This window comes from uncultured Veillonella sp. (genome assembly GCF_938010505.1).
Taxonomy (GTDB): domain Bacteria; phylum Bacillota; class Negativicutes; order Veillonellales; family Veillonellaceae; genus Veillonella.
Genome location: NZ_CALLVP010000065.1, coordinates 1 through 12211 on the forward strand (window position 1 = coordinate 1; position 12211 = coordinate 12211).

The 12211-nt window shown below is 37.6% G+C and carries 12 protein-coding genes; all 12 read right to left on the reverse strand.

Features of this window, described 5'->3' with window-relative positions; genetic code table 11:
* Nucleotides 1-236 precede the first annotated feature (236 nt).
* Nucleotides 237-656, reverse strand: a complete 420-nt coding sequence (locus Q0507_RS03490) for a transcriptional regulator (protein ID WP_298712480.1) — start codon at nucleotides 654-656, stop codon at nucleotides 237-239.
* 9 nt (nucleotides 657-665) lie between these two features.
* Nucleotides 666-1241 (reverse strand): DUF1700 domain-containing protein, encoded by a 576-nt coding sequence (locus tag Q0507_RS03495; protein ID WP_298712484.1) that lies wholly within the window; start codon nucleotides 1239-1241, stop codon nucleotides 666-668.
* Nucleotides 1228-1557 (reverse strand): PadR family transcriptional regulator, encoded by a 330-nt coding sequence (locus Q0507_RS03500; RefSeq protein WP_298712487.1) that lies wholly within the window; start codon nucleotides 1555-1557, stop codon nucleotides 1228-1230. The genes Q0507_RS03495 and Q0507_RS03500 overlap by 14 nt, the downstream gene beginning before the upstream one ends.
* Before the next feature lie 173 nt (nucleotides 1558-1730).
* Nucleotides 1731-2828, reverse strand: a complete 1098-nt coding sequence (locus Q0507_RS03505; RefSeq protein ID WP_298712490.1) for a S1C family serine protease — start codon at nucleotides 2826-2828, stop codon at nucleotides 1731-1733.
* 688 nt (nucleotides 2829-3516) lie between these two features.
* Complete coding sequence (locus Q0507_RS03510; protein WP_298712492.1) at nucleotides 3517-4206, reverse strand: response regulator transcription factor; 690 nt, start codon at nucleotides 4204-4206, stop codon at nucleotides 3517-3519.
* On the reverse strand, nucleotides 4203-5543 hold the full coding sequence (locus Q0507_RS03515) for a sensor histidine kinase KdpD (RefSeq protein WP_298712494.1): 1341 nt from the start codon (nucleotides 5541-5543) through the stop codon (nucleotides 4203-4205). The genes Q0507_RS03510 and Q0507_RS03515 overlap by 4 nt, the downstream gene beginning before the upstream one ends.
* Nucleotides 5544-5994: 451 nt before the next feature.
* Nucleotides 5995-7347 carry a pyruvate carboxylase subunit B gene (locus Q0507_RS03520; protein ID WP_298712496.1) on the reverse strand — a complete coding sequence of 451 codons (1353 nt, stop codon included), beginning with the start codon at nucleotides 7345-7347 and terminating at the stop codon, nucleotides 5995-5997.
* 548 nt (nucleotides 7348-7895) lie between these two features.
* Nucleotides 7896-8222, reverse strand: a complete 327-nt coding sequence (locus Q0507_RS03525; RefSeq protein WP_298712499.1) for a hypothetical protein — start codon at nucleotides 8220-8222, stop codon at nucleotides 7896-7898.
* Nucleotides 8209-9381 (reverse strand): glycosyltransferase family 9 protein, encoded by a 1173-nt coding sequence (locus tag Q0507_RS03530; RefSeq protein ID WP_298712502.1) that lies wholly within the window; start codon nucleotides 9379-9381, stop codon nucleotides 8209-8211. Before Q0507_RS03530 ends, Q0507_RS03525 begins: the two co-directional genes overlap by 14 nt.
* 72 nt (nucleotides 9382-9453) lie before the next feature.
* Nucleotides 9454-10401 (reverse strand): hypothetical protein, encoded by a 948-nt coding sequence (locus Q0507_RS03535; RefSeq protein WP_295817246.1) that lies wholly within the window; start codon nucleotides 10399-10401, stop codon nucleotides 9454-9456.
* 8 nt (nucleotides 10402-10409) lie between these two features.
* The gene (locus tag Q0507_RS03540) at nucleotides 10410-11348 is read right to left on the reverse strand and encodes a phosphodiester glycosidase family protein (protein ID WP_298712506.1); all 939 of its coding nucleotides are present in this window, start codon (nucleotides 11346-11348) and stop codon (nucleotides 10410-10412) included.
* Nucleotides 11349-11359: 11 nt separating this feature from the next.
* Nucleotides 11360-12163 carry a polysaccharide deacetylase family protein gene (locus Q0507_RS03545; RefSeq protein WP_298712509.1) on the reverse strand — a complete coding sequence of 268 codons (804 nt, stop codon included), beginning with the start codon at nucleotides 12161-12163 and terminating at the stop codon, nucleotides 11360-11362.
* Nucleotides 12164-12211 lie beyond the last annotated feature (48 nt).

Below are 12211 nucleotides of genomic sequence, written 5' to 3' on the forward strand. Positions count from 1 at the left end.
TTTTTACTGACCCCCAGTTTAACTGGGGGTTTAGTCATGCCTATTCGGCGTACAATAAAAACCAAAAGAGCTCCTTCAACGAGGAGCTCTTTTGGTTTTTGTGTAGTTACTGTGTGTAAGAGAGAGATTCTGATACAAATGTATTACATAGAGTGTGTGGCTCTACGGTGGCCATGAATGCACTTTCATGACCACGTACTCTTAAAGTATTCTGCTAGAAAGGGACTAATAGAATACTATTGGTTTTGTGTAGTTTGTGGTGCACCTTGACCAGTTGGTTGTTGTGGTACATTACCATTAGGTTGACCACCTGGAAGTGGTTGACCTTGTGGAGGTATTTGACCATTTGAGTCCATACGCCTCCCATTATTTGGTCTCATACCATCTTGATGCATCATTTGATTTTGACCATTTTGGTGCATATGCTTACCATTGTTTGGTCCCATACCACCTTGAGGCATCATTTGATTATTTCCATCCATCATATGTTTATCCATATACTTATTAGGACCATCATGTCTATGTGGTTTTCTAAACTGTTGTTCATTCGTTTTCATCCATTCACCGAAATTAGGTAAATCGTTAACTGCAAAAGATGTAACTGCTCCAACAGCACAGATGACTGTAAGAATAGCTGTTATTATAATTCGTCTCATAGTTCCTCCTTAATCTACATTATGGAAGTAACGTTCACGCACACCGCGAAGCTCAAGCCCTACAAAGATACATACAAGTCCTCCGAAGAGCCCTACACCGCCTAATGCTACTAGAGTCATAGTAGACATTGCAGGGAATGCAGTTATATGTTCAAAAGGTTGCCATGAACTACCTAATAAATATAAGATAGCTGGCGTAATGATAAATACAAGAACTCCTACAATATATGATAAAGTACTACCAATTGATAGTAATGTTTTAGAAGCCTTCTTAGCCATTCCAGGCAATTGTGGCAATAAACGTTCTTTATAATCATCAAATCTAGCATAGATTTCTTGCATATTAACGGATTTACTTTCACCACCATCTTGACTGGATGAATCTGTAATAATGCCTGCATCTACATAGGATGCATAGATTTCCTCTGGTGTTCCTAAGGATTTAATAATTTCACCATCGGTAAGGCCTTTTTCATAACCTACCGCAAAGTGTTCCTCATAAACCTCTATAATATTCTCTACATCGGCAACATGCGCCTTTTTAAAGATATTACGCAAAGCCTCCAAAAAGCTATTTTTGTTCATTATAGTCAACTCCTTTCAACAGGATATTGATAACACCAGAAAACTCATCCCATTCTTGGCGCATCTTATTGTATGCTGCACGACCATCGGCCGTAATGTGATAATATTTCCGAGATGGCCCCGTAGAGGACTCCTTCAAATACGTATCAACATACTTTTCTTTCTTTAATCTATTAAATAATGGATATATCGTTCCTTCTGAAATCTCAATATATTCCGAAATTGTACTTACGATTTCATATCCATAGCGATCGTCTTGTGTTAATAATGCTAGTACTAGCATGTCCATAACACCTTTTTTCAATTGAACTTGCATAGTTCCTCCCTTTAGGCCGTGCCTATCTGCCAATGTGAAAGCTCTCTTACGGTCACTATCATGTACTAACAAATATATAATATCACAAGGTACCTAGCAATGCAAGGTACCTTGTAAAAATAAAATCCCCATCTGAGGATGAGGATTTTATTTTTCTTCTGAGCATAGAGCACTTATTTCGAAGATGCTTGTCCTAATTTAAGCTGTGTGCTCTTCATTTTTCCGTTATGAGTATAGGATATTAAAATTGTATCTCCAGGGCTCTTAGCATCAATTTGCTCTTTTAATTCGAGTAATGTGGTAATATCCTTACCATCAATTTGCGCAATTGTATCCCCTTCTACTATACCTGCTTGTGCTACCGGACCATTAGGATCCAATTGTACAACAAGAAGTCCGTCCCCTTCATAACTTACATTATTACGAGCTGCTGTTTGACGATCTATCGCCCACACACCAATATAAGGACGAATAACTTTACCATTTTTAATAATAGAATCAACGATTGTCATCGCAGAATTAATTGGAATGGCAAAACCCATTCCTTCAATCCCCTCTTTAGAGATTTTGGCGCTATTGATACCAATTAACTCTCCGTCTGCATTAATGAGAGCACCACCTGAGTTACCAGGATTAATAGCTGCATCAGTTTGAATCAATGGGAATCGTTGGCCTTGTTCATCAATTGTACGTGCTAACGCACTAATAACACCAGCGGTAACGGAACCTTTAAACTCTAACCCCAAAGGATTGCCAATAGCAATTGCGGGCTCACCCACTTGTACGGAATCGGAGTCCCCAATTTTTATAGGTTTAATATCTTTTGGAGGTTTAATTTTTACAACCGCTAAATCCGTCTGTGAATCCGAACCTATAACAGTACCCGTCACGGTACTGCCGTCAGATAATGATATCGTAACCTCTCCATTTTTAGCCCCTGCCACAACATGTTTATTCGTTACAATATGGCCTTCATTGTCGATAAGGACACCAGATCCAACACCTTCTCCCGCATAGATAGTGCGATTAAAAATATCCTTTTGGAATACTTGTGTTGTAATCCCTACAACAGCTGGACCAGATTCTTTAACCGCTTGCACTACATAGGTATTACGCGTTTCAGTGATTGGCTTAGTCTGTTTTGATTGTTCTCTCACATTTGTTGGTTGCGTATTAACAGGGCTACCAAAGAAATAGTATCCGCCCCCTACACCAATTCCCAAAGCAAGAATACAAGCAGCCGCTGTTTTCTTATATTTTAAAAATTCCATGTATATCTCCTTATGTCTGTTCTTATAGTAAGTTACATATCTATTATAACGATTAACACTCTTTATAAATGTATTATACTTGTGTATCTATTGTAAATATATACTATAATATAGTATTACTTCATATATTCTAGTATTACTACTACATAACTCACTAGATTAATCACCCTCAAAAATCAATTTTATAAAATTGATTTTGATGAACCTATTATAGTACTCTAATCTACACAATGCAAGATAACAATTTATAACGAAACCCATAATGATATAACTACTGTAAACAATATATTTCGCTCAATAAAAACTTAGAGAATTCAGGAGAAACCACATAAATATGTTCACATCTACACAAATACATAAAAACATAAAGGGCATTCGCTAGCCGTCGCTAGCAAATGCCCTTTATGCATATAGTTTGAGAGTGTAAGGACTGTTGAGAGAGAGAGTATATGTGATCTAGATAAGCTTAAGAGAGAACTTATTAAGAGAGAGAAGTTTAAATATTACTTATCTAGAGTCATAGTCAGCCTTACTTAAATAAGTATACATGGAATATCTAAACTATCAAAGTAACTATATAAACAATTCTTAAATCTTTGATTATATTTCTATAATAAATCTCTACAAACTCATATCCTATCAACAGTCACGAACAACGTGAGTCTAATGTGAATATACATTTCAGTTATTAAACAAATTTATAACCTACACCCCATACTGTAATAATATGTTTACTATCGGATGGATTATCTTCAATTTCTTCACGTAAACGATTGATATGTACCGCTACAGTAGCATAGTCACCATAGGAATCGAGACCCCATACACGAGAGTATAATTCTTCCTTACTAAATACGATGTCACGGTTACGCATCAAGAATTCTAATAATTGGAATTCTTTCTTTTTGAGATGAACTTCTTTTTCATTCACCCATACTTTCATCATCTTAGGATCAAGGCGAATTTCATCGGACTGAATAGCATTAGTTTCCATTGCATCGCGCTCTGTCAAACGTTTATATTGCGCCAACATAGCTTTGATTTTTGCAATTAAAACAGATGGAGAAAATGGTTTTTCAATATAATCATCAGCGCCTACGCCTAAGCCACGGATTTTATCGATATCATCAAGACGAGCGGTTACCATAACGATTGGTACACGAACTTTGTCGCGAATTTGACGACAAACTTCAAAGCCATCCATTTCTGGCAGCATAACATCAAGAATAATAAGGTCCACAGGAGTATTCAATGCAGCCTCGATACCATCTGTACCATTAGTCATAATAGTTACATCATAGCCTGCCACCATTAAATAATCACGCTCAATATTGGCAATATCCAAATCGTCTTCAATAATTAAGATATGTTCACTCATGATTCTTCTCCTTGTTTAGGAAACTCTAATATAATGCGTAGACCATGTGGCCTTACATTTTCAATTACAACTCGGCCTTCAAAGATTTCCATAATTCGACGAATAATCGACAATCCTAGACCACTTCCTTCTTGTGGGTTCGTACGAGACGAATCCACACGATAGAATGGGCGCATCAGACGCTCTAGAGATTCTGGTGGTACCCCTGGGCCATCATCACTGATGACACAGTATACAAAATCATCATCACTTGTTACATCGATAACGCAATGACCAATATCGGCCATTTTATACTTAGCACTATTATTCAACACATTTTGTAAAACACGTTGTAATAATTGTGGGTTAGCATTGATAAAAGGTGTTTCTGTAGCTATTCGGGCCTTAATCTCAAGCCCCTTCGATTGATACGGAGCTAAATGATCTTCTACAAAATCACGTACATACTGGCCTAATTCAATTCGCTCAGATGGACGAGATTCTTTTTTGTAGTTCAACGTTGTTATGAGGAATAGCTCCTCCAACATAGAATCTAAATCATTAGCGCGCTTCAAAATGATACCCATGTATCGTTTTTGTTGCTCTTCCGTTGGTGCAATACCATCGCGAACACCTTCAGCATAAGCTTTTATAGCCGTTAATGGCGTTCGAATATCATGGGATATACCAGCAAGTAGCTCTTTTTGTTGTTCTTGTTCCATTTCAATCTGACGATTTGCCATTTCTAACGATTTTGTCATATTTTTAACGTGAATCATGATAAAGCGTGTAACAAATCGATTGATAGCAAAGAATGTAACAATAAAGAGCAATATGGAAACTACAATAATATAGAAAGATACGGATTCCATTAAGCTATCACTACCATGAGTAGCGCGCTTAATCGCAATATGGTATACGTAGGCGTGACGCCCATCATATTTCCGCATTTCATAAACAAAAGTATTGTTGGATTGATACACGATACCCTGTAATTCAGGGTTAACATCGATAAGACCAACAATGGCAGAAGCACTATAGATTTGTGGGTTGCCATAGTTATACACCATGTTCCCTTGATCAAGTACCTCTACATATACCTCCTTTGGATCGAGAAGACTATAGCTAGGTTTAACCAAACTATTAATCAAATCATTTTCTAACCCATAAAAGGTAATGGTTTCAGTTATTCGACTGACGCTTTTAAACTGCTGTTCCTGCTCAATACGCAAATAGTAACCGGCATTAGCCAATATGCGCAAACCTGTAAAGTATAGCAAAAACAAGATAATTGCTATTAAAATAGGTACAACAAACAGCACAACATTGGATATCCAAATTCGTATTTGTAAATTCACAGGATTACCTCAATATCATTAATAGTAGATACTTCTTATAGTTTACGCTATTTTTAATACTTAACGCAAGTATAATACTCAAAAATTCAATATATTATTCACATTTTCTTCATACACAGTTTATAATTGGTAGATTATACAAGGGTTCCTCCTCCCTTTTAATATCTAATATTTCCCATAATAATAATATTTTCACACGCATCCAGGTATCTTATAACGATATGAAACTTGGTCATATCTAACGTTTCATAGATACTTAGTCTCCTCGCTTAATCAGACTCTCTCTATACTATTTATAAAATAATTTAAAATATAATATATAAAATAACTACTAAATCTCTTCATTTAATACAACGAAGCACATGCTAGATTATACTATTTCTCCATGAGAATAGTTTAAATTTAGACATAAAAAAAGAGGATTCCTAAGAATCCTCTTTTAGAGTTTAAATTAACGACGATTAGCATCGAAGAAGTTAATAGCAACTTCTGGGAACATAGCGTAAGTCAATACGTCTTCGTCAGTGATACCATTGTAGCCTTTAGAAGCTAAATCTTGACGGTAACCTTCCAATTCAGGTTCGATAAGATCTGCTGGACGGCAAGTGATAGGTTGTTCGTCACCAATAACAGTTTGACGAATTTCGTCAGAAATAGTACCAGGCAACGCACCATATTTACCGCGTACAAGGTCTTTAACTTCGTTAGGAACCATTTTGTAACGGTCGCCCATCATAACGTTCATCATAGCCATTGTACCAACGATTTGGGATGTTGGAGTTACCAATGGAGGGAAACCTAAGTCTTCACGAACGCGTGGCATTTCATCCATAACGTCGAAGAAACGATCGCCCATACCCATTTCGTTCAATTGGTTTTGAGTATTAGACAACATACCGCCAGGAATTTGGTAACGACGAACAGCTGGGATTACATCACTAGCTGGTTTCAAGTTAAATTCTTCAGCGATTTGTTGTTTAACTTTACGGAAGTGATCAACTAATGGAATGAATTTATCAAGGTCAAGACCAAGATCATATTCAGTACCTTTGAACATTTCAATCATAGTTTCAGTAGCTGGTTGGCTAGTTGCATGAGCGAATGGGGAGATAGCAGTATCGATGATATCTACGCCAGCTTTAGCAGCTTCCCAGTATGCAGTGCTTGCAAGACCGCAAGTGAAATGGCTATGTAAATCGATTGGCAATTCGCCGAAACGTTTTTTGAAAGTAGAAACCAAATCATACGCATCAGCAGGGCCTAACAAACCAGACATATCTTTGATACAAAGGGAATCAGTACCCATTTCAACCAAAGTTTCAGCTACTTTCAAGAAGCTTTCAGTTGTGTGAACTGGAGAAATTGTATATACCATAGCGGATTGAACGTGCGCACCAGCTTTTTTAGAGTACTTAATAGCAGCTTCCATGTTGCGTGGGTCATTCAATGCGTCGAAAATACGGATACGGTCGATACCATTTTTAACAGCTGCACCACAGAATGCTTCTACTACATCATCAGAGTAGTGTTTATAGCCCAATAAGTTTTGGCCACGAAGTAACATTTGTAATGGAGTGTTTTTCAAGTTGGATTTCAATTTGCGAAGGCGTTCCCATGGATCTTCATTCAAGAAACGAAGACAGCTATCATAAGTAGCACCGCCCCAACACTCAAGAGCTTCGTAACCGATATCGTCTAAAAGACCAAGTACTGGTTCCATTTGCTCATAACGCATGCGTGTTGCCAAAACAGATTGATGACCGTCACGAAGAACGGTTTCGCAAATTCTTAATTTTTTAGCCATGTTAATCCTCCAAATCGAAATAGTCTGTGTATGTAACTTTATACACCCATCAAATAACTATCTCATACCTATTTTTTTTACGATTTTTTTGATGTCTGCTCACACAAGCTAAACACACTGCAAATCGTTAAGACATACTTATATTAGACTACTTATAGAATTCTTTGTCAACAACTACATTATGCCATTTACTCATAAATTCATGTGTAAAATGATGATTTTTTCGTGATGAAAATCACAAAAAACTGCTAAAAAGCTAGATTTTAACGTGTATTTTTAATCAAATCATATTCTTTGTAATTTTTCTTTTTAATAAGAAATCAAGGATTATATAGCAATAATTTTTTACTATTATCAAAATAATCATCAAACTATATCGGTATTTATAAATGTAGTAATTCGATAAACATCGGTACGCTTATAAGCTCATCAATTTTATTAATAACATAGGTGATATGTTTAAATGTATAAACATGCAAAAGAACCTGTCCATTTATGGACAGGTTCTGATGTGATCTTTAAAATTCAAGAATCTCCGGATATACAGCTTATTTCTCAGGCTTAACCTTTTTAGGCGCAGTTTCAAGGACAATATTTTTACCATCCCGTTTTACTTGAATGGAAAAGGCCCCTTCCCCTTCTTTAAAATACTCCATCTTGATATCGAGGAGCATTTTACCAATCATAGTCTCTACCTTTTCCGTTAAGAACTCACGGTAAAATGCATCTTCCTTTTGCTTTGGACTTTGATGAACAACCGGTTTCTTAGCAGCCCGTTCCATATCGAGCATAGTATCTTCAAAATTATCTGTATCTTTAAAATTTTTCATCATATCCGCATCGGATAAACCTTTTTGAATTTTAAACTTTGCCATGTGTATCTCCTATCAGTTCGAAAATTGCTTTCTTTACACGTACTGGTTCAATACCAGACATACAATATTGATTAGGCTTAGGACAACGTCGTTTACGACACCCTAAACAATCTAATTCATCATTTACGAGCACCTTAAAGTCCCCCGTCAGAGGGCCCCATAATTTAGGATCTGTAGGACCAAAAAGTGCTACTACAGGCTTATTTAAAGCTAAAGCAATATGCAGAGCTCCAGTATCAGCAGTAACTACTACATCGCAACTTTCAATTAAAGCCCCTAACTCTTGAAGCGTCGTTTTCCCTAACATATTCAGTATAATTTTATCAATGCCCTCATCTGTTAGCGAGTCCATCAATGGTTTGTATTGAGTAGCCTCTTTAGGGCCACCTAAGCAAACAAAATTTGCTCTATATTGAAGGGATTTAATGAGGGAGTACCATTTTTCCTGAGGCCATTCTTTCGTTGCCCAAGACGTGCCTAATACAAGCCCAACTCGTAGAGGTGTATCCACCTCCCCACGATTCAAGGAAATGTCGTTATCAATCGTTTTCCACTGTTCTTCTGCCCAGCTCTGTAAATTTGATGACACCTGAAAATCCATATGGTACAGCTTATTAGCACTAGATTCATTTAGCGTGCAGTTCTCAACACCATCTTTAGCTAGATTAAGCGGTGTATCTAAATGTACATGTTCAGCAACAGCCATTGTTAACAGTTGAGCTACCTCAACATAGCGCTTAATCACATGATCTGTACTAGGCTTTGTTTTATGGTTAGTAAATAACCAATTCAACTCTTTTGTACCACCAAGGCCAAGTCGAATCGGGGCGTCTGAAGCCAATAGTACCAAACCTGTTATGAGTCGCCCTTGTACATCAATGGCTACGTCAAATCTATAAGGTTCTAATTTAGCCTTAAGCTCCCACCACATGCGCCACATTGTAGGGATATGTAGTTTTTTAGAATGTGCCTCGTATACATCCCGTTCCCAGGGAATTATTTCATCTACATAGGGATTGCCCTGTAAAAGCTCTACCATACTAGGCGTTACAATCCAATGCAACTTAGCATCAGGATACTGTTTCTTAATCCACCGCGCAGCAGGTGTAGCATGCAAAATATCACCTATGTAACTAAGGCGTACAAATAATATATTCATAGATATCCTTAGGGTACATACTATTATAGGAATAAAGCCTTTATAATGAAAGAACATTATAAAGGCTTTTTCTTAAGATTTCTTTTTACTACCACTACTATTGGATGATTTAGAAGATGTAGTATCTTCTGTTACCTTAGTAGTTTCTTCACTACCATTCTTAATGATGTTTTTTACATCTGATAATGTCAACTCATTAAATGTAGTAGGGTGATTGTATTTGTAAACTGGATTGAAGCCTACACCTAGTTTACCAGTGTAGACGGTCAATGCATTATTATCCTCATCAACACGAGCGATATAGATAGTTTTGTCCATATCAACACCGATAAAGCGGAAGCGCCCTTCAGGGTTGATAACACGCCAACCACCTTCAATGCCATTAAACATGAAGACATCCCCAGTTCTCACATTATCGTAGAAGAAGTTATCCTCATCGTAGAATACGCCGATATGACCGATATCAGTAGCTTGCATGTAAACACGACGTGTATCGTAGTTAGCATCGGTACGATAAATGCGATATGTATGTTCTTGAACTTTTACCTTCATATAAACCACATTCGTCGCTTCAGAGTACGCAGCATCTACGATTTTACTGCCCCGAGGCAAGTCTTCAAGTTTCGTATCAACTTCATGTTCTGGATCATCCGCATTAAGACGAGCCATGACAACATCTCTGGAGTCATATAAACCCATGATAGCATAGTTACGGTCTGGCATCCAGTTGAAGTAACTAATCGAACGCCCCTTCAAATCAATATTCGTAGGGGTACTTTCATTAGCCTTGTAAATTTTCAAAGAGTTTTCTGTAACAACGGCCATGAATTGACGGTCATAGGATACATATTTAGTGCCTTCCTTCACATCAGGGAAGTTTTTAGTATCATCTTTTGATGCGCCTGCTACGTTAAACTCTGTAGTCGGCGCAAACATATATTGATCAAGGTATAGGTATACCCCACCTTGCAGAAGAATACCTACCGCAAAGGCGCTCAGTACACGCGTAAAAGGTTTCATCTGTCCTCCTATTTCACGATAAACGCCGTTGGGATCATGCGTTCCCCTAACAAATCAGCTGGTTTATTTACTACTTTACCGTTGAGGTACAAAGTAGAACTAGAACCGCCATCTAAGTTTGCTGCAATGTAGCAACCTTTTTCAAAAAGAATATCTTGTACGTCACGCAAGGTAGCACCAATGGAATACCCTGGTTGGCGACCATCGATTACGAGGAATAGCACTGTACCATCTTTCTTTTGACCGATAGCAGTACGAGGACCTACACCCCAGCCACCATCACCTTCGGTAATCATCTTCTTACCATCGACGATAAGTGGTGGACCAAAGGTAATACCTTCCATGGCTTTCATATCACCTAGCTGAGTTTTATTATAATTACCAGCAATAAGGTTACCAGCTTTAGAGAAACCGACGAAGTCTACATCTTCATCAGGGCCTACATCCTTGCCGATAACGTACTCACCATCATGTAAAATAAAACCATATGGCAAACGGCCTGTACCAGTACCATTTGGATCATGGAAACCACCGCCATTAATAGCTGCTACAGCATTATTCATTTTTGCAATATTACTAGTGGTATCGCCTTTTTCTTGAATATTAGCCGCTGTACCAACTTGGATACGACGAGGGTCTGGAATTTCTAAAATATAGCCTACATAACGAGCAGACTGGATTTTTTCAAGATTTAAGCTCTTATCTTCACGAGCATTAAACTTGAATAAATCTTGACTTTTAACGACCCCAACAGTCCCCAAAATCGATTGTAATTCTTCGTCATTGAACAACCATGTAATGTAATGAGGATGACGAGATTGTAAAATAGCACCAATAACGGCACGCTTTACATTATTAAATGGTCCAAAGAGCACCACGAAGGGTGATGTGACAACGGTAAATAAGAACACCATAATGATGAACTTTACCCAATTCTTTTTGAACAATGTATTTCTCCTTATAAATCAGTGAAATGTTCAGTGCTAATGCGTTCTTCAAAATGCTTGATATCTACCGCATTACCTACCCAAACACGCAAAATATTATATGGATTATCACCCGTATGAGCCCAGCCAGACTTCATAGCCATGCCCATCTTGATACCAGCTTTCTTAGATGCCGAATCGGTGAATTCATTTTTATCTCCATATGGATAGCAGAACCAAGGATTATCCTTAATGCCTACTTCTTTAGCAAGTGCCTCTTGGGCCTTTGTGATATTTTCAATTTGTTTCACTTCGGACAATTGACCCATTTCTATATGTTGGAAACCATGATTGGAAATAGTGATACCATTTTTATGCATTTCACGCACTTGATCCCAAGTTAAACGCGTACCAATGTCGCCAGGATTGATAAAAACAGTTGCAGGGAATCCATATTCTTTCATGATTGGATATACGATAGAATATGTATCTGCATAACCATCATCAAAGGTCAAAACAACTGGTTTTTCAGGCACTGCAGCACCATTTACAACATATTCATACAATTGTTCCATCGTCAATGGATTGTAGCCGTTATCCTTGAGGAACTTCATTTGTTCTCTGAATAAATCCTCCCGAATAACTGCATCATTATCTTTGTCGTCGCCAACTTTATGATACATAAGGACAGGAATGCCCGATGGATGTACCATCTTAACTTCTTTTACAGGCGGTACTGAACTAGTAGGTTCTGTTTTTTGTGAAAGCACGCCACAACCTGCCACAACCATTGCCAATACCAAAACTAACAGTGTTACCAACGGAATCCGTTTCATAGGTCCTCCTCTATCAGAACACAATTATATACAGAATATTATAACATT

What these genes read in the sequence shown, in the direction of transcription:
- Q0507_RS03520 (WP_298712496.1), bottom strand. Translation starts at nt 7,347, where the DNA reads ATGGCTAAAAAATTAAGAATTTGCGAAACCGTTCTTCGTGACGGTCAT.
- Q0507_RS03510 (WP_298712492.1), bottom strand. Translation starts at nt 4,206, where the DNA reads ATGAGTGAACATATCTTAATTATTGAAGACGATTTGGATATTGCCAAT.
- Q0507_RS03525 (WP_298712499.1), bottom strand. Translation starts at nt 8,222, where the DNA reads ATGGCAAAGTTTAAAATTCAAAAAGGTTTATCCGATGCGGATATGATG.
- Q0507_RS03505 (WP_298712490.1), bottom strand. Translation starts at nt 2,828, where the DNA reads ATGGAATTTTTAAAATATAAGAAAACAGCGGCTGCTTGTATTCTTGCT.
- Q0507_RS03500 (WP_298712487.1), bottom strand. Translation starts at nt 1,557, where the DNA reads ATGCAAGTTCAATTGAAAAAAGGTGTTATGGACATGCTAGTACTAGCA.
- Q0507_RS03535 (WP_295817246.1), bottom strand. Translation starts at nt 10,401, where the DNA reads ATGAAACCTTTTACGCGTGTACTGAGCGCCTTTGCGGTAGGTATTCTT.
- Q0507_RS03545 (WP_298712509.1), bottom strand. Translation starts at nt 12,163, where the DNA reads ATGAAACGGATTCCGTTGGTAACACTGTTAGTTTTGGTATTGGCAATG.
- Q0507_RS03490 (WP_298712480.1), bottom strand. Translation starts at nt 656, where the DNA reads ATGAGACGAATTATAATAACAGCTATTCTTACAGTCATCTGTGCTGTT.
- Q0507_RS03530 (WP_298712502.1), bottom strand. Translation starts at nt 9,381, where the DNA reads ATGAATATATTATTTGTACGCCTTAGTTACATAGGTGATATTTTGCAT.
- Q0507_RS03495 (WP_298712484.1), bottom strand. Translation starts at nt 1,241, where the DNA reads ATGAACAAAAATAGCTTTTTGGAGGCTTTGCGTAATATCTTTAAAAAG.